Origin of the sequence: Agrobacterium vitis, from assembly GCF_014926405.1 — a bacterium.
In the GTDB taxonomy this organism is placed as follows: Bacteria; Pseudomonadota; Alphaproteobacteria; order Rhizobiales; family Rhizobiaceae; genus Allorhizobium; species Allorhizobium vitis_H.
Map to the genome: position 1 here is coordinate 1,020,789 of NZ_JACXXJ020000003.1, position 22,670 is coordinate 1,043,458.

Consider the following 22,670-nt stretch of genomic DNA (forward strand, 5'->3'; position numbering starts at 1 on the left):
CCGGCTCTCATGTGGCGGCGTGTTGGCGCCCCACATCCACGGGTACAGCCACCTGATCTTGCTGGGTTTTCCAGAAATCACGGTCCAGCCAACGGCTTTCGGAGCGATAGAGGCTTTGCCGCCGGGTTGTATAGATTGCCCGGACACGCGACAGCTCCTGCGCGTAAGCTGATAAGCCCGCCGCTGGAGAAGCAAGAATGCCCTCTGCGGCGGCCACTCCAGTGCGCAGGGCATTGAACAGGCCTTGACCTGCAATCGGATCAAAGGCCAGCGCGGCATCCCCGACAGCACACCAACCCTCGCCGCATGGCGTGATGGCGCTGAGACTACGGGCATCACGGGCAAAGAACGGCCCCACCCATTCCAAAGCCCCCAGACAGGAGGTCAGATGGGGCGTTTCCGTAAAAAGGGCAACCCGGTAATCGGGAGATCGCCGCAGCCGCACAGCCTGCTGGGGCAATGTATGATAGCCAATAGCCCAAAAACCATCGGCAAGCCGGCCCGCATAAATCCAGCCATCCGGCGTGGCCTCAATCAGCGTCCGCTCCAGATCAGCATTTTTCTGAGGCTTTGCGACTTGATACAGCGAGACCAGCGCCGTACCGCGGTGCTGCGCAACACCCAGCAGGCGGACAATCCGCGCCGAGCGCCCCGTCGCATCGATAATATAGGAAGCGCGGAGGATGCGGCCGTCATCCAGCCCGATCACCCACAACCCGTCTTGCCTTTTAATGTCACTGACATTCACCTTCCACCAGAAGCAACTGGCTTCAAGGCTCGCCTGCCGAAGATCGGCATCGAATTGGGCGCGGTCCAGGCGCAGCCCAGACCCGTAAGGATCACGCAAAGTATCGCTTGCCACCACACGCTCATCGCCCCAGACCGTCAGCCCACCGCCAACCCGTGCATGCTGCGGCCCGGGCACGGCAAGATCGGCAAGCCCCTGCTGAACCAAAAGCCTTTGCGCAGCCCCCGGCAATGTTTCGCCCAGACGGGGCGCATGAGAACGCAGCCGGTCGAGAATGACCACGGATCGGCCCGCTCGGGCGAGGTGACGGGCGGCAATGGCCCCTGCCGGTCCCGCCCCTGCCACAACGACATCAAACACAGCCCCGTCGCCCTGCGGCGAGTCTGTGAGAGTCTGGTCTTTAACGCTTTTGGACACGCACAGCTCGAAATGCTTCGAGTTGCTCGCGGCTTGCCCAACCGGCCTTCTCCAGCTTGGTCAGCGGCTGCGGTGCCTCTGCAAGCAAGCGAACCGCATGATCGGCTGCATGCTTGAGTTTGCTGACGGCCAATGTCTCGACATAGATATATTCGGGAAAGTCAGGGTCGTCCTTTACGCCCGGCCGTGCCTCGACAATGCCAAGTTGCCCGAATTCGGCGATCATATCCATCATGACCTGCGCCGTATCATGGTTCATGATCGCACGCAGCCAGTTGACGCGGCGGCTATAGGCCGCAATACGCTCCGCTCGCGGCAAAGTTTCATCGATGACCTTGTTGTAATCCTCCTCGCTCAGCACCTGATTGGGCACGCGCGCCGCCCAGAACGTTGGCAAATAAGGATCAAATTCAGGATCATACCCCGAGCGGCAGAAGGCCGTGTCGCCCTGCCAGGGAATTGCCATCCACCGGGTAATGCCGCCCGGCGGTTGATCGTAGAGCGGCCCGCCGACCTTTTCCACCAGAATGGGCGTCATGGTCGTTCCATAATCCGGCTCCGGAGTACCGGCTGGACGCAGACGGATGCGGAAGGGCGCAGAATACAGGCTGGCGTGGCGCATTGGCCAGGTCATTTCGCAGCCCGGGTGGAATGTATCCGAAAGGCAATAATGCAAGGCGGCCTTATCCAGCATATGCGGTTGCCCCGGAAGAGGGACCTCTTCAATCTTCGAGACCGGCTTTATTGCCTCCGGCCAGTCGTCAATGAAGCTGCCTTCCACCCATTTGCGCAGAATGGCTTCTTGCAGACCCGTCATGGTCAGCATGTTGCCGGGGCCAGTTTCCGAGAAACTGCCGAAGGCGTCGCCATAGATCCAAGGCTGCACATGCGGCCATTGCACAGGCTCGGCAACAATAGGCGCGGACGGGCGGAAGCTGTTGAAAAGCGTGCGGCGCAACTCGCCATAGGGGTCATCGCCCTCCCTCAATCCTGCCGGTTTCTGCGACAGCTTGGCAAGCAGATCGGGATTATTGAAATCCAGCGGGCAGCCTTTGCCAAAATAAGCGGCAAAGCCCTTGTTGACCCATTGCAGATTGCTGAGACGCTGCAATATCGGCAGGATGTCCGTCGAGAAGGACGGTTCACTCGGCATCGGCATCCAGCCCGCCTGAACCGACACATCGCACATCAGATCATACATCGTGCGCCAGCTGATGATATCGGGCGCGTAATTCGGCGGTGCGACCACCACCCAGGCCGATTCGACCGGGATCGACTGACCATTGATGGAAATCTCGGCCATCACAGGGCCGTCGGACGTATCGTCATACCAATCATTGGCATTGTTAAAACTTGGCGGGTTATCCGGATCATAGACCGGGGCATTGGTTGGCGAGGCCGATTTACCATGCCCACCCAGGAAGATCAGCCGTCCTTCCTCATCCGTCCGCAGTTCACCCAATGGCACGACAACCGGCTCGGCAGCTGCCGCCTTGAAGGTGCCAGTGTCGAAAGCATAGGCCGGGCCAGACACACCGCGGCCTGAAATACTGCGGGGGCCGGGATCAATGGCGAGTGTCGAACGATCCATGACTTTGGGATTGCGCAGGGGAAAGGCATTGTCAGGCGCATTGATTGCCTCTGGAATATCCAGAGCATACTGGAACTGGTACCATTGCGCTTTGCGATTGGCGACATGCACGGTCCAATGGATATCGGCATTGTCGCTGGTCAGTTCGCTCACGACGTCGCCAGCAGCATTATAGCCATAGATACGGAACCGAGCGGCCTGCCGCTTGATGGCACCCGTCTTGTCTCGGTAAAATGATGGCGGCGGTGCATTTTCAGGCGGCGCATCGGTGACTTCGGGACCGATGAAATATTCGGTTTTGGCATCACCAATACGGGCAATGCCGATGGCCGGATGGATTGCGGCGCGCACGATGACCGTGTCTGTGCCTTTTGGCGCAGTACTCTCCGCAGATGCTTTCATGTGATCCATGGCGCTCTCCTCCTCAATTGCCAATAAATTACATCCATAAGAAGAATATTTCAAAAATAATCAACTCAAAGTTATCATTGCTGCGAATGGCTGACCTCCGTCAGTTCACCTCAACTCCCTTGGGTTTGCCTTAGGAAAGTGGAATGTGGTTTTCCCGAAAAGACAAACGAAAACAAGAGAGGCTAGAGTCTGTTTGGTTCAATCTGAACCTGACGGACTCTAGTAAAAAGTGCTGACACCCATCTGTCATCTCAGAGGATCACAGAGCCAGCCAAATAACAGCTCTCTACGGCCTGTAAATTAATGCCTGACCCTGCAACCGATGCTGTTTCAAAACAGACCAGAGAGCATATAGTGAACCGAGGCTGACCATCCGCAGCCAGGCTCAGCTCACAATTCTGCCTCTCCGACTAGCGTCAAAACTTCCGCGACAATCCAACCTTCGCACCGACCGATTTTTCGCCCTCACCTTCGATGTTGAATAGAAGGCTGCCTTCAATCGCCCAAGCCTCAGTGGTTTGCAGTGACGCGCCAGCCGTGACCGATCCGAATAAACCGGACCCGTCGAGGCCAGAAAAGCCGGTGGTGATACCAAGTTTTGGCGTCATTGTTGAGCCGCTTGCAAGTGTAAAGGAACGGGCAATTTCAGCGCCGAGGCTCACCCTGAACTGCTCCGAGGTAAACCCGTCGAGATCGATCGTGTCGCCCGAACTGTTTTTCACGGCGTAATCGTCGACGGTTTCGGAAAAATAAACCGCTCTTAGCTTCGGCGTCACCACGGTCGCTTCGTCCAAAGACCATTTTCCCTTGATGGACGTATCCAACATCCAGCGCTGGGTATCGAAATTGCCGTCCCAGAGCTGGGTATCGATGGTGTTTGAGGACCCGCCATACAGCAGGCTCGCATCCCAGAACACGCCTTTGGTGACTTCGAAAGAGGTATAGGGGCCAGCCAGCCAGCCATTGCCGGTCAGCATGGCGTCCTCATCCGTCGGGTCCGTCATCCGGTCGTAGTGAAACGAAAGACCCAGCAGCGCCTTGTCAGTTAGCAGATAGTCGGCCCCCATGTTGATCATGGCAAAGCTGCCCCACTTGCTGCCATTGGTGTCCTTGTCGTTATGAGCCAGAACGGCACCATCAATCCAGATGTTGAATGGCGAGGAATAGCCGCCAGCAACGCCGTCGGCACTGTCACGGGCAGATTCCATCTGTGCAAGACTGGTGGAAAAACCGAACGTCATTCCCTGCGTAGACGGAGACATCCTGGTTGTCACAGGGGTCGTCGCCCTGGCCATCCGGCCTCGTTCCATCAGACCCGGCACCTTGATCGCGGAGGAGATCATGTTTTGACGGGTCTGAACAAAGCTGTGTACGAGGTTGTCGATATCCGTCGCGACTTGCTCTGCATTATAGTTGATGTTGTAGATGACGGTGCCCGTGTTGGAATTTCCAAGCGAACTTGCAAGGCGATAGGCGATACGGGCCTGGCCCGAATAGGCCGGATTCGGAGTGAATTTCAAATACCAGCCGACAGGAGAAGCTGACGAGACGGCTGCAAGCTCACCTTGAATAAGGGTTGCCGTCCCTGCCTCGGGTGGCTCGACGGAGACAATATCGGCCTCGGTAAACGGACCTCCGGTAGCGTCTTTGTTGAGATAGACATTATTCGGCGTGGCGCCTGCGGGAACGTCGACCACATGATCCGCCACGGTCACCGCGCGCGTGGTCACTTTGACGGTATAGCTTGCAGTGCCGGTCGTACCATTGCTGTCACGGGCCTGGATGGCAAAGGAATAATCGCCTTCCGTACCCGCATCGAGCGGTCCATTGAGCGCACCGGTCGAGATATTCAGCACCATGCCTTTCGGCAGGCTTCCAGAGGAAAGGCTGTAGATCAGCGATCCTGTTCCCCCTGTTGCAGATATCTGCTGGCTATAAGCCTCGCCCGCCATAGCTTCTTTCAGCGCTCCGCCAGCTGGCGAGAAGGCGATGGATGCGGCGGTGTTCACCGTCAGCGTATAGTTGTCCGAGCCATGATTGGCGGGTGACGCGCTATCGGTGACCGTCACCGCGATAGCATAGCTTCCAGCCGTCGTCGGCGTTCCGCTGATGGTTCCGGTACTCGTATCGAGGACAAGGCCATCCGGCAGGCCGGTTCCAGCGTAGGTATAAGGAGCGGTACCACTCGTTGTCGTGACGGACTGGCTATAGGCAGTGCCCACCGTTGCTGTGGTGAGAGCCCCTGACGACGGAGAGAGGCTCAGCGTTACCGATGGCTCCGTGACGGCAAGCGAATAGCTTGCCGATCCCGAGGCGCCGTTGGCATCGGTGGCCGTAATGGTAAAGCTAGTATTGGCAGCGGTCGTTGGTGTGCCGGAAATCACCCCGGTCGATGTGTTGAGGCTCGTGCCAGCAGGAAGCGTCCCTGAAGTAACAGCATAGGTATAGGGCGACGTTCCGCCCGAAGCCGTGACTGTCTCAGTATAGGCAGTTCCAACAGTTGCTGCTGTCAAAGTGCCGGAGGCTGGTGACAGGGTGAAGGCCGGGGCCGTCACCGTTATGATCACCGTGGCTGGCGAGGATGTTCCGGTGGCATTGGTGGCGGTGTAGGTAAAACTGTCGGAGCCGGAATAGCCAGCCGTCGGCGTATAGATAAAATTGGTGCCGGATACCGTTGCTGCCCCATGGCTTGGCGAGGAGGCAATGGTGACCGCCGTCGCAGCACCGCCGGTAATGGAGGGGGCCAGAACGTTATCCGAAGAGTTTGCCGTCACCGTTGCCGTCAGCGCGTTGGCGATCGGCGCTGCTGCATTGATGGTGATGGAATAAGAGGCCGTGATCGTTGCACCATATGCATCGGTAACTTTAACCGTGAAGTTACTCGTTCCGGCAGCCGACGGCGTTCCGGAAAGAATCCTGGCAGAGGCGCCACCACTTGACGTTATGGACAGGCCAGCTGGCAAAGATCCCGACAGGAATTCGTAATCATACGGCTCTGCGCCACCGGATACTGCGACGGTTTGGCTGTAGGCAGCACCCACCGTGCCTGCTGCAAGGGTACCAGCCGAGGGCGAGAGGACCAAGGTTGGCGCCGTAACCGTGATGGTCACGGTAGCTGGCGAGGATGTTCCGGTGGCATTGGTGGCAGTATAGGTAAAACTGTCGGAACCGGAATAGCCAGCTGTGGGCGTATAGGTGATCGACGTGCCGGAGGCCGAGGCCGTTCCATGCGATGCCACTGAAGCGACCGCAACGGAAGAGGCCGTGCCGCCGGTCATGTTGAGAGTGATCACGTTGGCCGACGAATTGGCCGCAACTGTTTCGGAGACGGCATTGGCAACCGGGGCCTGGAGAACGGCAGACGGGGTGACCGAGTTCGAAGCGACCGAGGCCGAACCGGTTCCGGCACTGTTGGTCGCTGTCACGGTAAACGTATAGGCCGTGCCATTGGTGAGGCCAGTCACGGTGATCGGGCTTGCCGATCCGCTTGCAGTCGCTCCACCCGGGCTTGCCGTCACGGTATAGCTTGTAATGGACGCGCCACCATCGCTGGCCGGGGCGGTAAACGAAACGGTCGCCTGGGCATCACCGGCAGACGCCGTCCCAATTGTCGGCGCGCCGGGAACGTCTGCTGCCACGGCAAGCGAATAGCTCGCCGATCCCGTCGCGCTATTGGCATCGGTAGCGGTAATGGTGAAGCTGGTATTGGCAGCGGTCGTTGGTGTGCCGGAAATCGCCCCGGTCGATGTGTTGAGGCTCATGCCAGCAGGAAGCGTCCCTGATGTAACAGCATAGGTATAGGGCGATGTTCCGCCCGAAGCGGTGACCGTCTCGCTATAGGCCGTACCAACGGTTGCTGCTGTCAAAGTGCCGGAGGCTGGTGACAGGGTGAAGGCCGGGGCCGTTACCGTTATGGTCACCGTGGCTGGCGAGGATGTTCCGGTGGCATTGGTAGCAGTGTAGGTAAAACTGTCGGAGCCGGAATAGCCCGCTGTGGGCGTATAGGTGATCGACGTGCCGGAGGCCGAGGCCGTACCATGCGACGCGGGCGTGGCAATGGCAACGGACGAGGCCGCACCGCCGGTCATGTTCAGTGTGATCGGGTTATTCGACGAGTTCGCACTGACCGTGTCGCTGACCGCGTTAGCAATGGGAGCCTGGAGTGATGCTCCCGGCGTGACCGAATTCGATGCCGTTGAAGCCGTCCCGGTTCCAGCACTGTTGGTCGCGGTGACGGTAAACGTATAGGCCGTGCCATTGGTGAGGCCAGTCACGGTGATCGGGCTTGCCGATCCGGTTCCCGTCGCTCCACCCGGGCTTGCCGTCACGGTATAGCTTGTAATGGACGCGCCACCATCGCTGGCCGGGGCGGTAAACGAAACGGTCGCCTGGCTATCACCGGCGGATGCCGTCCCAATCGTCGGCGCGCCTGGAATGTCTGCTGCCACGGCAAGCGAATAGTTCGCCGATCCCGTCGCGCTATTGGCATCGGTAGCGGTGATGGTAAAGCTGGTATTGGCAGCGGTCGTCGGTGTGCCGGAAATTGCCCCGGTCGATGTGTTGAGGCTCATTCCAGCAGGAAGTGTCCCTGATGTAACCGCATAGGTATAGGGCGACGTTCCGCCCGAAACCGTGACCGTCTCGCTATAGGCCGTACCAACGGTTGCTGCTGTCAACGCGCCTGAGGCGGGGGAGAAGGTAAAGGTTGGCGCTGTCGGGGTGACCGAGCTCGTTGCTGCCGAAGCCGTCCCGGTTCCGACACTGTTGGTCGCGGTGACAGTGAAGGTATAGGCTGTACCGTTGGTCAGGCCCGTCACATTGATCGGGCTTGCCGAGCCGGTTGCCGTCGCGCCACCCGGACTTGCCGTCACGGTATAGCTGGTGATCGCCGCACCCCCATTGCTGACCGGAGCGGTGAAGGACACCGTGGCCTGGCCGTTTCCAGCTGTAGCCGTTCCAATCGTTGGCGCACCAGGAAGGCCTGCGGCCACGGCGAGGGAATAACTTGCCGAGCTCGTCGCGCTATTGGCATCCGTGGCTGAGATGGTGAAGCTAGCGCTTCCGGCGGTCGTCGGCGTGCCGGAGATCTCTCCGGTCGATGTGTTTAGGCTCATGCCAGCAGGAAGTGTTCCTGATGAAACAGCATAGGTATAGGGCGACGTTCCGCCCGAAGCAGTGACTGTCTGGCTATAGGCCGTCCCCACAGTTGCCGCAGTCAACGCGCCTGAGGCAGGGGAAAAGGTAAAGGTTGGCGGTGTCGGCGTGACCGCGCTCGTTGCTGCCGAAGCCGCACCGGTTCCAACACTGTTGGTGGCGGTGACTGTGAATGTATAGGCCGTACCGTTGGTCAGGCCCGTCACGGTGATCGGGCTTGCCGAGCCGGTTGCCGTCGCGCCACCCGGACTTGCCGTCACAGTATAGCTGGTGATCGCCGCACCGCCATCGCTGGCCGGGGCAGTGAAGGACACCGTGGCCTGGCTGTTGCCAGGTGTGGCGGTTCCGATTGTCGGGGCACCGGGAGACGTCGGCGCGCTTGCGTAACAGGCAGCGCTGAATGTGAGTGTGTTATAATTGGAAGGGCTAGCCGAGTTATCTTGAGTGACATCAAGGATCATCTGTAGATTATCTACCGAAGCGCTGGCTGTAAAATTGCCAGATTTATTAATATTTCCACCAAGATTACTCTCATTAACAAGAAGATTATTATAGTTGTCGCTGTATATCACAATTGCTGATGAGGTGCCGCCAGCTGCTGTTCCAGTGGTCGAAAAGCTCCAGGAGATATACTCGCCAGCGGTCAAATTTTGGTAATCAGGGGAAAAGTTGTCGGTATTGGTGAGATAGCGTGGCGAACTGAAGTCTGAATTGACTTGGCTGCATGACGCTGAAAGTGCGGCATTGGCTGTTGTCGCAAAACTCAAGCCGGTAATCAGGATGGTGAGGACACCAATGAAAGCCCGAAAGGCGGCACCAGCCGATCGCTTGAGCCGGGTCCATGCCAACTTCTTTGTATCTGCCAGAACATGCGCGACACGAAACGATTTACCGAATTGCATTCTTCTCTAAACCCCTGCTCGCCCAAGGCATCGATAATCGATCGTGTCGTTTTGCCGACCGAAAATACGCTGCCCTTGAAACGAGCGCCCACCACAAGGCGCCCGTCATTCGAGCATTATTCGAGCCATGGTTGAATAACAATATCCGCAGATGGAAAGCGTCGCTGTCACCCATTGTTTTCTTTCAACTGTGACTAAAACACCTCGCTCTAAACGCCTGGGTAGAGCGATCAGTACAGGAAGGCATCATGAAAAATCTAAAATTTACCCTGCCAGGCCTTCCCAAAAAATTGAAACAATATAATTTACTAAGTTATGGTTGAGAAATATGTTTTGACCTCATGAACCCGAATCAGTTGTCGATTCGCAATGCCCCGAGCCCCGTGGAGGATTATTATGGATGCGTTTCTTGCGACTATCTTGCCGGTCGGCTTCAATTATGCACCTGATGGCTGGCTCATGTGCTGGGGTCAAAAACTAACGATAAATCAATACAATGCCGTCTATTCACTTGTTTCAAATTTCTATGGCGGGGACCAGCAAACCTATTTCAACCTGCCGGACCTGCGCGGTCAAATGCCCATCGGATATGGACAACGTACGCCCACCAGCCCGAATTATGCGATCGGCAACAAAGGCGGAAATGATACCGTTTCGTTGAATTCAACCCAAATTCCGGCCCATACCCATGCGGCTGTCTTTACGCCCACTGGCAATGCTACGGTGAATATACCAGCGCAGACAGGAACGCAGACTGCAACCATGAAGGCAAGCCCAGCTGCGGGAACTTCCCAGTTGCCAACGGCGGGCTCTGCCCTTTCTGGTGGAAATACGGCAGCCACAAGGATCTACGGCGCTGCTTCAACGACACCAGTCACTCTCGATAGTAGCAGCGTTACCATTTCCGGAAATGCGCCGACGGCGGCTCAGAGCATTGCCACCAATGCGATCACAGGCGGAGCTGTTACGGTGCAGCCATTTGGTACCGGTGCTGCTATCGACGCCAAGCCTCCTTACCTGGCGATCAATTTCATTTTCTGCGTTCAAGGCCTCTACCCGGTTCGTCCATGATTGGTCTCATTCTGGATGCAGCAAAATTCACGCCCTATATCGGGGACGATTTCACACTGACCGTGCAGGAGACAGTGATCAACGCGGTGTTGGCCAAGGTTGTCGAATATCCAGCCAGCACCGCACCGGGAGCAGCGCGAACGGCCTTCAGCCTTTTTCTCTGCGTCCAGCACAACGCGTTTCCTGACATTCAAAGCGGAGACTACGCTATCGAGCATCGCAGTCTGGATAAGATCGGGCTTGCGTATATTGAGCGTATCCTCAGCCCGCAGCCCGACGTCATCCGTTTGGAAGTTGCATTCAATTGATGGTCGCGTTGAGTTGGATGAGACATATATGAATGGTTTTACCGGCTCTTTCGCATTCGGAAACGGTTTGAATTTGCGCCTTGTCCGGGCGAGTGATCAGGATCTGATTTTCAAACTGTTTATCGAAACCCGCCCATGGCTCGCATGGGCGGAAGGGAAACCCGATTTCATTCGTGATCTCTATGAGCAGCAATTCAAGACCATGCGCGCCGGGGTTGAAAGCGTCTATCCCGATCATCTCGACTTCATCATTGAGCGACTTGGTTCCTCAGTCGGACGCACCATCATCGACCTGGGATATGCAGATTGGCGGATTTCCGAGTTGCAGGTTTTAAAGCAAGCCCGAGGTAGCGGAATAGGCTCCAATGTCATCAGAGGATTGCAGGCGGCAGCCATAAAAGGCAACATTCCGTTGACGCTTTCAACGCCGGTCTTCGGTTCGAACGGTTTTCCGATTTACCAGCGGCTCGGTTTTCAGGTCGTCCAGGCCCAGCCGCCAATGATTCACATGGCATGGTTTCCTCCTGGTCATCCCGATCGAAGGGAAATGTCGGGAGGAAATGGCCTCGGCGGCTGAGGTCGGTCAAGTTCAGCGTGAACCGGCCATGATCTGATTTTTCTTGTGGACGATGCAATCAATCATTCAGCCAACCATCAAAATCTGTGCAAGCGGCGAATAATTCCAAAAACCTGGCAACATCTCGCGACACTCCCGTCCCTACGCGATCTTGTGATCTTAGGTGCGTGGCGAGATCCCGGTAGAACACCACCCTCTCTGCCGGAATCTCTCCCAAGGCATTTCGTCCGGCAGCCCGCAACAGGTAGTAATCCTCGACCATCTGCCGAAACGGCTGGGACATAACGTCCGAGTATCCGACCGTAAGCCCCGCCAAACGGCTATCCTCACAGAATAGATGCCCCATCGTCTCGTCGAGATATGCCAGAAGCTCAGGCGACCAATCATCGGGAATATGTTTCGTTTCGATCAGATTTTGCAAATGGGCCCGCAGAAACTCTGCATAGGTCGCACAGGAAAGCAGTTTGGGAAACCAGGTGCGATTGTTACCGCCGGACTGCACTTGATAGGCGGGGAACGCAATATCGAAACCGTTGACCACGTTCATCTGAACGGTCTCGATGTCAATCTGCTTGGCTTTGGCAGTGACGACAACGTAGCCTCCAGGATAGGCGACGGGCGAAGGGACGGCGATGTTGACGAGACCATCCAGTTCAACCCGCCCGGCGACATGCATGTGGCCGCTGAAATGCCATCGAATCCCAGCGCAGGCAAGGCGGCGGCTGGTTTCCGGCGATGGCATGCGCTTCGACCAGTCCGGCGTACTCGCCGCCCGCACGTCGCTGCCTTCTCCTGTCAATGCCAAGGGCAAGGCCGGGTAGTGAGAAAAGGCCAGCAAGGTCTTGCCCAAACGGTTGGCGCGATCAGCCACCTGCTTGATCCAGGCCAGCAGATAGGGGCGTTCTGCCAGCACATGATCCCAGGCGGCATCGGCCCTGACCTTCCAGCCATCGCCGGTCTTTTGGAAAACATTGGCGTCCAGCATCAAAAGCCAGAGCCCTTCCTGCGGCTCGACAAGATAAGAGGCGTCACAGTTCAGGTCGTCGCCGCTAGACAAATGTCGGAGTGCAAGGTCCGCCAGACCGTCATGAGGCGTCTCCCAATGGAGAATGGTCTCGGGACGCGTGACGCCGTAGGGTGCCATGGCCGCCACGGCCTCAGCTGTCGACATGCCACGCATCCCAAGGCAGACGATTGCGGGTGCAGGCGAACGATCATCACTCGTCACCATTAGCGGTTCCAGCCCATCGGCCTGTGTCAGCAGCTTGGCGAGATGACGCGGCGCTGGTCCGTAGCAATCATGATTGCCGAAGGTGGCGAAAAACCGCAGGCCATGTCTGTCTTCGTAGTCGGAAAGAATCCGTTTGACGGCTGCAACCGCGCCAATCTGGCCATCATCGGAATAATCGCCAAGAAGTACGACATCACGGATACCGCGCCGGACGATATCGTCCAACACGGCAAGAAAGGCGGCATGGCTCTCATTGAACACGCGGGTGGACGCCATGGTGTCCGCCAGCGTGCGAAGGGCAAGTCCGCCGCCCTCCTCCACCATGCCATACCCGCCGTACAGATCATGCAGATGGACATCGGCGACAACTGCGATCTGCATCAGGCGGCGGCTTCCACATGGTCGCAACGGGCAGCATTAAACAGATCCGGACGGTCGAGATTGATGTAATCGACACCGGCTTTGGCGATTTCGCGGTGAATGGCCATGTCGTCCCCTCCGTAATAGATCATCACCTCAAGCCCGGCTTTGCGGCACGCTTCGAGTAAACCTGGCCGACGCATGTGTTCAACAGTCATCTCGATGATCGTGGCGTGATGCACCGCACCGACCAGAGACGGCGACTTGGCAATATCAAGCGTCATCATCTTACGGAATTCCGGCGCAATCAATTGCAGATCGCGGCGCATGTCTTCGGAAAATGAAAAATAGAATGTATCGCCCACCATGCCAAGGCTTCGCACCAGTGCGACCACTTTGGCCGGATCGCAATATTTCAGCTCGATATAGACACCGGCGCGGCCACGCAGATGCTGGAGATAGGCGTCGAGCCTGGGCACGGCAGCACCTTTGAAGGCTGGGGAGAACCAGCTTCCGGCGTCCAGCGCATCGATTTCCTCCGATGTCGCATGGCCGATGGGGCCGGTGCCATTGGAGGTGCGGTCCAAGGTTTCATCGTGAAAGACGTAGAGCACACCGTCCGCACTCTCTCGCACATCAAGCTCGATGTAATCGGCGCCCTGCTGAAGGGCGAGGTCGGCAGCTGCGAAGGTATTTTCCGGCGCAAACTGGTTGGCCCCGCGATGGGATACGATCTTGGTCATTGAAAAATCCTGTCAGTTTGCTGGTTCTAACGTTTTCACGAGCCTATCGGAATGTTGCAAAAGCTTGGCGTGGAGATCAACAATGCGGTTGCCGGAGGCGTCGAACAACAGCGTGTGTTCCGGCTTGCAGGCAATACCAACCCTGGCGCCGGGTGCATGGCGTACGGCTTCTCCATATTCCAGCGCATGGATGACGCCAGCGGGCGTGTCGATCATGTAGAACACTTCGCGGCCCATCGGCTCCACGCTGATAATCTCCCCACTGAGCGGTGCATCTGCGTGGGAAACAAGCGTGATGTCTTCAGGCCGCAGACCGAGCGTCACCTCTCCCTCACGCTCTCCAGTCAGGGCGACGGATGCTTCGCCGATACGCACTTGACACCCATTGGCATGGCCCTTGAGAAGGTTCATCGGCGGCGTACCGATAAAGCCTGCCACGAACAGATTGCTCGGGCGGCGATAGAGATCATCCGGCGTACCAACCTGGGCGATCTCGCCATTGTTCATGCAGATGATCCGGTCGGCCATGGTGATCGCCTCGATCTGATCATGGGTGACGATCAGCGTGGTGAAACCGAGCCGCTTCTGTATGCTTTTCAACTCAGCCCGCATGGTGATGCGCAGGGTGGCATCGAGATTGGAAAGCGGCTCATCGAGCAAAAGGATATTCGGTTCCTTCACCAGCGCCCGCGCCAAGGCGACACGCTGCTGCTGGCCGCCGGAAAGCTGCGAGGGACGGCGGTCAAGCAGCGCGCTGATCTGCACCAGATTGGCCGCCTCTTCGACACGTCTGGCAATCTCGTCCTTGCGCATGGTTTTGAAGCGAAGCGGAAAGGCGATATTGTCGCGCACCGTCAGGTTCGGATAGAGCGCGTAGGACTGAAAGACGATGCCGACATTGCGGTCGCGCGCGTCGACGCGGTTGACATTGTGCCCGTCGAAACCGATCTGACCAGACGTCGGCGCATAGAGACCGGCGAGCAGAAACAGCGTGGTCGATTTTCCGCAGCCAGACGGCCCGAGAATAGCGACGAGTTCGCCATCCTCGATCGTCAGGCTCATCGGTTTCAGGACCTGGGTTTCGCCCCAGCTTTTGGTGATATTGTCGAGAGTGATCTTGGCCATGTCGGTTATCCTTTGATCCCGCCGAAGCTCATTTGCGTGATGTACTTCTGCGTGAAGATGTAGAGGACCAGGACGGGCAACAGATAGACGATGCCGACGGCAGCAATCATGCCGTAATCCGCCCCCATATGGTCCTGGGCGACGAAGAACAGGTAGAGGCTCATCGTCATCTGGTTCTTTTCGATCAGCAGCGTCTGGACGAAGACATATTCCTCCCAGCCACGCAGAAAGGTAAATGTGGCAACAGCAATCAGGCCGCTGCGGATCTGTGGCAGGATCACCATGCGAAAGGCCTGGAAGCGCGTTGCACCATCCGTCACGGCGCTCATCTCGATGTCCCATGGCACGCCATCAAAGAACCCTTTGAGGACGAAGATCGCAAACGGCAGTTCCAGCGCACTCAACACCAGCACGACACCCACCAAATTGTTGAGCAGGCCCATATAGTAAAGCTGGATGAAGATCGCGACGGTGAGCGCCAGCGCCGGAAAGGCGTGCAGCAGAAGCAGACCGCGCAGAATGTTTTCACGGCCCGCGAAAGCAAACCGCGACAGCGCATAGGCGGCTGGGGTGGCGACCAGTGTGACAATTGCCGTCTGGGAAATCGCAAACACCAGCGACGTGCCAAGCGCCGACCAGATCGATGGCATCAGGTCCATGCGATTGGTGCCGATTTTGGCAATGTCAGGGTTCCACAGAAAGCGGTAATTGTCGAAACTCAGATGCGGGATGAGGAAAATAGCCGACAGAATGACGATCACCATGGCAAGCACAGCCCAGCTGACGGCGGGCCTACGCAGCCGATCTGCCAACAACGCCAATCCGATTGCACCGAGATAACCGACCCCGGCGATGGCCGTACTGTGCCAAAGAACCAGCCGGCTAACAGCGCCATCGGACGAGGTGAGCGATTTCACCAAAAGCCAGAGATAAGGCAGGAGAATGGGAATAGAGACAATCGTCAGGAAGAGGATAAGCGCCGACAGGAAGCCAGCACGATTGACAATGCCCCGGCGTTCGAGGCGGGTCCAATCGGTTAACGGAACGTTATCGGCCTGGAGCATCGACATCACAACACCTCAATCTTTGGAGCGGCAAAGGTGGAGCGCATGTTGGAGACACGCCATTGCACCAAGGTCACGGCAATGCCGATGACCATCAGGCCGAGTGCCAGCGCCGCACCATAGGCATAGGCGCCGCTTTCGAACGCGCGCCGGTAGATATAGAGCGCGTAGGGTGTGGAATCGTAGAGCGGGCCGCCACCGGTGATCAGCAGGATATATTCGTAGGTCGTCATCAGGGAGAGTGCCTGGTAGATGGTGATGAAGCGGATCGGTTGCGACAGCGCTGGCACCACGACATGACGCAGAACGCCCCACTCGCTGGCGCCATCGACACGCGCCGCATGGGCGAGATGCGAAGGGATGGAGCGGATAGACGAGGTCAGAATGACCATCGCAAAAGAAGCCCCGACAACGCCGTTTGCCAGAATGACCAGCAGCAGCGGAAAATCATTGCGCAGGTTGACCGGTGGCAGGCCAAATGCGCCGGTCACCTGGTTGAGCAGTCCCAAGGGCGTTGGATCGGCGATCCAGATCCACAAGATCCCATAGAGCACAGCCGGGCTCATGCGCGGCAAAAGCCACAGCCCACGAAAGAAATTACCCAGCCGATCGGGGATCGCGGTCGAGGTCATCGCCAAAAGCGCGCCGAGACCAACATTGAAGATGAAAAGGGTCGCGGAAACGTAGATTAGCGTCGTCAGCAACACCATCGGGATCCGCGCATCACGCTGGACGATCCGTTCGAAGTTTTGCACCGTGAAATGGCCAACCCGAAGGTTCGACCCCATGTCCGTAAAGGCGATCACCGCATTGACCAAGATCGGCGCCAGAAAAAACACGGCAAGCAGCGCGATTGCCGGCGCGAGGTAAAGAATTGGCCGGGCCGGTCGATGCGCTCGAAGCTGGAATTGGGACATTATGGACTACCAATGAGAATGAAAGGTGCCGCCCGATGAAGAGTCGGGCGGCACGCAGCAGGGCCGAGTTTAGTTGCTGGCGGTATCGCGGATTTCAACGTCCGAGCCGAATTGCGTCTCAAGTTCGTCGGCGATGAACTCAACGGCATCGGCCGCCTTCATCTTTCCGGTCTCCACGGCCTGCAAGCCACTGAACAGGATCTTGTTGTAGCTGCCGAACTGAGTGTGGTTCGGCACGAACCCGGCATGAGCCATCATCGGCGATGCCGCCGACAGAACCCAATTGTCCTTGTATTTCGGCATTGCCGTCTGGGCGTTGCTAATTGCGGTATGGTAGGATGTGACCGCGTGCTGGTTGTTGAAATACGGCAATGTCGCAAGTGCTACGAGATCAGCGGCAATCTCCGCATTCTTGCTCTTGGCATTGACGGTATAAAGCAGCGGATGGGAAAGATTGGCGGGCTTGCCGCCCTTTTCTGCAGCCGGGGCAGGAATCCAGCCGATTTTGTGGAAATAGCCGTCGCGATCCGTCGGCCAGGTCGCACCGTTCATCTCGCCGAGCTGCCAGGCAACCGCCCAGACGCCCTGATGGAAGATGAAAGCCTTCTCCTGCTTGAAGGCGCCCTGGATCGCATCCCAGCTCATTGCTGTGTTATCGACAGGGGTGACGCCTTGCTTGGCATTGCGCTCGTACCAGCCGAGAGCCTTGGTCATTTCCGCTTTCGGAAACACCAGCTTGCCGGTTTTCTCATCCAGGAATTTGACGCCATAGGACTGGAAGACCATCAGATAATCGATGCCGACATTGGGGCGATGCAACATGCCGTATTGGGCTGCTTTCGCATCGACCACTTCCTTGGAGAGCGCCGTCAGATCATCGAGCGTGAATTCGCCTGCTTCGACCTTGGCGGGCAAGCCTTCGATAAAGGCCTCATCCTTGCCGATCTTGCGCAGCATGTCCTTGTTATAGAAGAACATACGGATCTCGGCATCCTGCGGTATGCCGTAAATCTTGCCATCATTACCCTTGGCGGCCTTCCACAGCACCGGCAGGATGTCGCCATAGACCCAAGGGGCAGCGGCGATCCGCTCGTCCATCGGCAGCGCGTCGCCATCCTCAGCGAATTTGCTGATCCATTCATGCGGAACGACATAGATGTCCGGCCCCTGACCGACTGCAAATGCCTTCAGCGTATCGAGGGCGAGGTCGTCCCAGCCTTTGACGGTGCTGTTATTGGCTTCGATGACAATATGTTTATCGACGCCCGCCGCCTTGAACTGTTTGTTCATGATGTCTGCGGCGGCTTCGATATTGGTGATGCGCGCCGGAGCGGTCTTATCGGCCAGCGTCGAAAGCTTGATCTTGATGTCTTCTGCATGCGCCCATCCGGTGGCAAGCGCAGAAATCGCCACGGTGGCGAGAAGGGCGAGGCATTTGGTCATGGCTATTGATCCAGTTGGTGAGGATTATTTAATTAACTTGCTTAAGTAACTGATTTATGACATCGCCGGATCAGTGATGGAGAGGGACCGAATCCGGTGCTGACAAGACAACGGCCTTTGCACGGCATCGGCACCACGCAAGCGGCGGTGCTGAAACACTTGCGGCGAAACGGCATTGCGTCGCGTGCAGAACTCGCGGAATTGTGCGGCGTGACCCAGGCTGCCGTCAGCATGATGACCCGTGACTTGATCGCGCGCGGCATCGTTATCCAGGGAGCCAGACGGCAAAGCCAGCGCGGCGCGCCTCACATCGACCTCATGCTCGCCGGAAACATCGGATATACGCTTGGGGTGCATGCAAACAGCTATTCGCTGACAGTGACGCTGCTCGATTTTTGCGGCAACCGGATTGGCGAACAGCAGCTTGAAGGGCCTTACGACAGATTTTCCGACATTCAGACGGCGATCAAATCGCTCAAGACCGACTTGCTGACATCAAACGGCATTGATGAAGGCCTGCTGATCGGCGCCGCTGTGGCCATGCCAACCCGTTTCCGTCACGGCACTGCCTTCCTCGATCTCGCGGAGGAAGTCGTTTCCTGGGCAGGCTCGGATCTGGCCTCGACCCTGCGCGAGACACTTGACTGTCCGGTGATGATTGAAAACGATGCCAATGCTGCGGCCATGGGCGAACTTGCCTTGGGCAATGCCAGCGAACACGATAATTTTGCGTATCTGTACCTCTCCGAGGGCATTGGCAGCGGCATCATCATTGGCAAGGAGCTTTATCGCGGCAATCTGGGAAATGCCGGCGAAGTGGGTGCGCTACGCGCGCGCGGATTATCGCGCCCCTCTTTTGACGACTTGGCAGCCTGGTGCAAAGAGCATCAGGGAAACATACCGAAAGGCCGGTCTTCCGACCAATGGACAGCATATCTGCAAGCAAACCCGACAGTTCTTGATGCGTGGCTGAGAAGAGCCGGGCCGGAATTAGCCACGCTCGCCTTTATGGTGACAGCCGTTCTTGCGCCATCGGCACTATATATCGGCGGAACACTGCCCAGACTGGTAAGGGAAAAGCTAGCGCCATGGCTTGATTTCTCAACATCGAATCCGTTCGATGGAGCACGGGTCATTCAACCTGATATCCTCATCCCGCAAATCTCAGCGGTCGATGCCGTCGCGTTTGGTGCCGCCGCGATGATTCTTCATAGCGTGCCGGGCAATCCGAGTGTCTGATCTCTTTCCAAATTTGGAGAGAGCCCAGAAGGCATCGAGACCCAAGGCGGTAGGAAGATAAAAACCGCCCGGAGTTGCCTCCGGGCGGTTTCCTGTCATTGGATTATTTTCAGTTCGGCAAGGCGTAAGCGATGACGTAGTCGCCACGATCGCTAGACTGGCGCGCGCCGCCTGCCGAGATCACCACATATTGCTTGCCGGTCTTGGGCGATTTGAAGGTCATCGGGCCACCTTGGCTGCCGACCGGCAACCGGGCTTTCCAGACTTCTTCACCAGTCGCTGCACTATAGGCACGCAGATAATAGTCCTGGGTGCCAGCGATGAAGACCAGACCACCCTGCGTGGCAAGCGTGCCGCCGAGCGTCGGCATGCCAATCGGAATGGGCAGGCCCATCTTGATGCCAAGCGGCCCCTGGTCCATCACAGTGCCAACCGGCACCTGCCAGACGATCTTCTGGGTTTTCATATCCACCGCTGTCAGCGTACCAAACGGCGGCTTCTGGCAGGGAATGCCTGCGGCGGACAGGAAGCGATCCTTGAGAACCGCATAGGGTGTTCCCTTCATCGGCACGAGGCCCATGCCGGTATTGACGCTTTCGCCGCCATTTGACGTCTTGGTCGTGGGTGCCGCTTCCTGCATCTTCACCCAAAGACCAACACGCATGTCGTTGACGAAAATCAGGTTATGGACCGGATCGGTGGAAAGACCGCCCCAGTTCATGCCACCGAGCGAGCCAGGGAAGGCCAGCGAGGTATCGGTGCCGGGCGCGGTATAGAGGCCTTCATAGCGCATGGATTTGAAGGCGATACGGCACATCAGCTGGTCAAATGGCGTGGCACCCCACATGTCGGACTCGGTAAAGGGACCGGTACCGATTTGCGGCATGCCGACCGAAAGCGGCTGGGTGAGAGAGTAAGGCTCGTTCGGAATATTGGCCGGCTTGACCGGGATATCCTTGACCTCCGTCAGCGGTTGGCCGGTTTGCCGGTCGAGAACGTAAAGCTGACCGGCCTTGGTGCCGAAAACCAGGGCCGGAACCTTGGAGCCATCCGCCTTCGGGAAATCGATGAAGGACGGCTGCATCGGCACGTCGAAATCCCAGAGGTCGTTATGGACCGTTTGGTAGACCCATTTTTCACGGCCCGTGGTGGCATCGAGTGCCAGCATGGATGCGCCGTATTTATGATCGAGTGCTGTGCGTGTCTTGCCGTAAAGGTCAACCGAGGGGCTACCAACCGGCATGAACACCGTATTGGAGGCCGGATCGTACGACATCGCGGCCCAGACATTCGGCGTCGAGCGCGTATAGGTCTGGCCCGGAGGCGGCAGCTTGGTGATCTCAGGATTGCCGGGATCAAACGCCCAGCGCAATTCACCGGTGACAGCGTCGAAACCGCGCATGACGCCGCCCGGCATATCGACCTGGACGTTGTCAGCAATACGGCCGCCGACCACGACAGTGGTTCCGGCAAGCGTGGGTGCCGATGTCAGAACATATTGCGGATCGGGCGCATCGCCCATGCCGATCTTCAGGTCGACGCGGCCATTGGTGCCGAAATCAGGGCAAAACGCGCCGGTATCCGCATCGAGTGCAATCAACTGAGCCTGGATCGTGTTCATCAGGATGCGGCGTTCGCAAAGCGCACCCGGTGCAACAGTCACCGCAGAGACAGGTGTGGAGCCTGGAACCGTTGGCTGATCCAGCGGACGGGTCGCATCGAAATAGGCAAGACCTCGGCACCGCATCCACACCGACGACTTGGCGTTGATCTCGGCCTTCCACAACTGCTTGCCGCTATCGATATCGACGGCGATGACGTTGTTATGGGGGGTGCACAGGAACAGCTTCTCGCCGACCTGCAACGGGGTTTCCTGATCTTCCGCGCCATTATTGCCGGGGCTGATCGGGGTATCACCGGTATGATAGGTCCAGGCGACCGTCAGAGCTTTGACATTATCGACATTGATTTGGTCGAGCGCGGCAAAGCGGCTCCCGCCTGATGTATTGCCGTAATGTTCCCAGTTCTTCTGTTCGCTTGCCGGATCGACCGGCACACGGGCAATCGGAGTGCCGGTAAACGGCACAGAAGGATGGGGCATGAACATGCCGGCCACACCGCCTGCGGACGCCAAGGCCAGAACTGCCGCAAGCGTGAGTGAACCGGCGTAGCCGGGTGCCAGGCCGCGCGCCTTGCGCAGAAGCGGCAGCGAAAGCAGCACCACGGTGGAGCCGATGCCGAAGGCCAATAGGCGCGAGATCAGCGGCCAGAAATCAAGACCGGCATCCCAGATCGCCCAGACGGCGGTCAACAGCGTGACGATGACGAACAAAACTGCGCCGAGAGGGCGCCGCATCAAAACCAGCAGGCCGGACAGGACCACGGCAATACCGGTGATGATGAAATACCAACTACCGCCGAGCGTTATCAGTCGGTAGCCGCCGATGGCAAGAAATAAACCGGCGAGAACGAGCACCGTACCCAGCAGGATCAGCCAGAGTTTGGCAACCGCCGAGAGGGCGCCTTTTTGTTGGACCATCGTATTTTAGCTCCTTGAAAGGTTGGTCGGATCGACAGTCAACGGATCGCATGAGGTTTCGCCAGATCGACACGAGCCCGAACGCCTTCTATGGTTGGATTTCCGGGGACACTGCCCTCCCGTCACAGGGTTCGCCGGAGGCATGTCTGCCTGCCTCGCTTATCCTTCGTCCGCGCCTTTTTGACAAGAGACAACAATCTGCGCATGGAAAAGCCATCGCTGTAGCGGCCGAAACCGTTCCTCATGTTCGAATTAACGGATGTTCTCGTTGCAACACCGGGCCTTGCTCCTGTAAGCGACGAAGATCAGATAACATTCACTTCAGGAGCAGGGTCCGTGGCTGGCGATAACGACGATTATATTTATGATGAAGCGACCGGCGAATGGCGCCCCGCCTCCGAAGTGGCAGCCGCTGCCGCTCAGGCATCGGAGGTCCGTGATGCGTCCGGCAACATCTTGCAGGATGGCGATTCCGTCACCCTCATCAAGGATCTGAAGGTCAAGGGCGCTGGCCAGACCCTGAAACAGGGCACCGTCATCAAATCGATCCGCCTCACGGACAACCCGGAAGAGATCGATTGCCGTCACGACGCGATCAAGGGACTGGTGCTGCGGACGGAATTCGTCAAGAAGCGTTGATGATCGGCGGGCCGGGCGAAAACCCGGCCCGCATTCCCGGGGCAGCAGCCCTGGACGCCGGGCCAAGCGCCGGATATTCGCCAAAAAAATCCCCGAATGAGCGACGGAATTCCAGCCTCCCCGCGTTGAAGATCCAATGGCCTAGCTGTCTCATCTCATCTTCGGGAGAAAATTTGATCCACCTCACCTTG

At 57.7% G+C, this 22,670-nt stretch carries 15 protein-coding genes; 5 read left to right on the plus strand and 10 right to left on the minus strand.

Annotated features, from left to right (window positions below; translation table 11 throughout):
- Nucleotides 1-7 precede the first annotated feature (7 nt).
- The 3 genes from IEI95_RS05955 to IEI95_RS05965 form a co-directional block, all read right to left on the minus strand.
- Entirely contained in the window at nt 8-1,165 is a 1,158-nt protein-coding gene (locus IEI95_RS05955) for an NAD(P)/FAD-dependent oxidoreductase (protein ID WP_194416152.1), read from the minus strand.
- Nucleotides 1,149-3,167 carry a LodA/GoxA family CTQ-dependent oxidase gene (locus IEI95_RS05960; protein ID WP_156532076.1) on the minus strand — a complete coding sequence of 673 codons (2,019 nt, stop codon included), beginning with the start codon at nt 3,165-3,167 and terminating at the stop codon, nt 1,149-1,151. The genes IEI95_RS05955 and IEI95_RS05960 overlap by 17 nt, the downstream gene beginning before the upstream one ends.
- A gap of 416 nt (nt 3,168-3,583) precedes the next feature.
- Nucleotides 3,584-9,223, minus strand: coding sequence for a putative Ig domain-containing protein (locus tag IEI95_RS05965; protein ID WP_194416153.1), 5,640 nt, complete (start codon nt 9,221-9,223; stop codon nt 3,584-3,586).
- Nucleotides 9,224-9,619: 396 nt separating this feature from the next.
- Between IEI95_RS05965 and IEI95_RS05970 the strand changes: the two genes are divergently transcribed.
- Genes IEI95_RS05970 through IEI95_RS05980 form a run of 3 tightly spaced genes read left to right on the plus strand, consistent with a single transcriptional unit; the run spans nt 9,620 to nt 11,179 of the window.
- Nucleotides 9,620-10,294, plus strand: coding sequence for a phage tail protein (locus tag IEI95_RS05970; RefSeq protein WP_194416154.1), 675 nt, complete (start codon nt 9,620-9,622; stop codon nt 10,292-10,294).
- Complete coding sequence (locus IEI95_RS05975) at nt 10,291-10,602, plus strand: DUF6916 family protein (RefSeq protein WP_156537329.1); 312 nt, start codon at nt 10,291-10,293, stop codon at nt 10,600-10,602. Before IEI95_RS05970 ends, IEI95_RS05975 begins: the two co-directional genes overlap by 4 nt.
- 28 nt (nt 10,603-10,630) lie before the next feature.
- Entirely contained in the window at nt 10,631-11,179 is a 549-nt protein-coding gene (locus IEI95_RS05980; RefSeq protein WP_156537330.1) for a GNAT family N-acetyltransferase, read from the plus strand.
- 58 nt (nt 11,180-11,237) lie between these two features.
- Here IEI95_RS05980 and IEI95_RS05985 read toward each other — a convergent pair whose 3' ends face one another.
- The 6 genes from IEI95_RS05985 to IEI95_RS06010 all read right to left on the minus strand — a co-directional run bounded on the left by IEI95_RS05985 (nt 11,238) and on the right by IEI95_RS06010 (nt 18,062).
- Nucleotides 11,238-12,791: a metallophosphoesterase family protein gene (locus IEI95_RS05985; protein WP_156537331.1), complete on the minus strand. Its 1,554-nt coding sequence runs from the start codon at nt 12,789-12,791 to the stop codon at nt 11,238-11,240.
- Entirely contained in the window at nt 12,791-13,513 is a 723-nt protein-coding gene (gene ugpQ, locus IEI95_RS05990) for a glycerophosphodiester phosphodiesterase (protein ID WP_156537332.1), read from the minus strand. Before ugpQ ends, IEI95_RS05985 begins: the two co-directional genes overlap by 1 nt.
- Nucleotides 13,514-13,525: 12 nt before the next feature.
- Complete coding sequence (locus IEI95_RS05995; RefSeq protein WP_156537333.1) at nt 13,526-14,638, minus strand: ABC transporter ATP-binding protein; 1,113 nt, start codon at nt 14,636-14,638, stop codon at nt 13,526-13,528.
- Between the two features lie 5 nt (nt 14,639-14,643).
- Nucleotides 14,644-15,708: a carbohydrate ABC transporter permease gene (locus tag IEI95_RS06000; RefSeq protein WP_156537334.1), complete on the minus strand. Its 1,065-nt coding sequence runs from the start codon at nt 15,706-15,708 to the stop codon at nt 14,644-14,646.
- A complete protein-coding gene (locus IEI95_RS06005; RefSeq protein ID WP_156537335.1) occupies nt 15,708-16,619 on the minus strand; it encodes a carbohydrate ABC transporter permease in 912 nt (303 codons plus the stop codon). The genes IEI95_RS06000 and IEI95_RS06005 overlap by 1 nt, the downstream gene beginning before the upstream one ends.
- A 69-nt stretch (nt 16,620-16,688) precedes the next feature.
- Nucleotides 16,689-18,062: an extracellular solute-binding protein gene (locus tag IEI95_RS06010; protein WP_156532067.1), complete on the minus strand. Its 1,374-nt coding sequence runs from the start codon at nt 18,060-18,062 to the stop codon at nt 16,689-16,691.
- A gap of 96 nt (nt 18,063-18,158) precedes the next feature.
- Between IEI95_RS06010 and IEI95_RS06015 the strand changes: the two genes are divergently transcribed.
- Nucleotides 18,159-19,301 (plus strand): ROK family transcriptional regulator, encoded by a 1,143-nt coding sequence (locus tag IEI95_RS06015; RefSeq protein WP_420360063.1) that lies wholly within the window; start codon nt 18,159-18,161, stop codon nt 19,299-19,301.
- A gap of 109 nt (nt 19,302-19,410) precedes the next feature.
- Here IEI95_RS06015 and IEI95_RS06020 read toward each other — a convergent pair whose 3' ends face one another.
- Nucleotides 19,411-21,840, minus strand: coding sequence for a glucose/quinate/shikimate family membrane-bound PQQ-dependent dehydrogenase (locus IEI95_RS06020; RefSeq protein ID WP_156532066.1), 2,430 nt, complete (start codon nt 21,838-21,840; stop codon nt 19,411-19,413).
- 336 nt (nt 21,841-22,176) lie between these two features.
- On the opposite strand from IEI95_RS06020, the gene IEI95_RS06025 reads away from it, so the two are divergent.
- A complete protein-coding gene (locus IEI95_RS06025; protein ID WP_041698808.1) occupies nt 22,177-22,479 on the plus strand; it encodes a zinc ribbon domain-containing protein YjdM in 303 nt (100 codons plus the stop codon).
- Nucleotides 22,480-22,670: the final 191 nt, after the last annotated feature.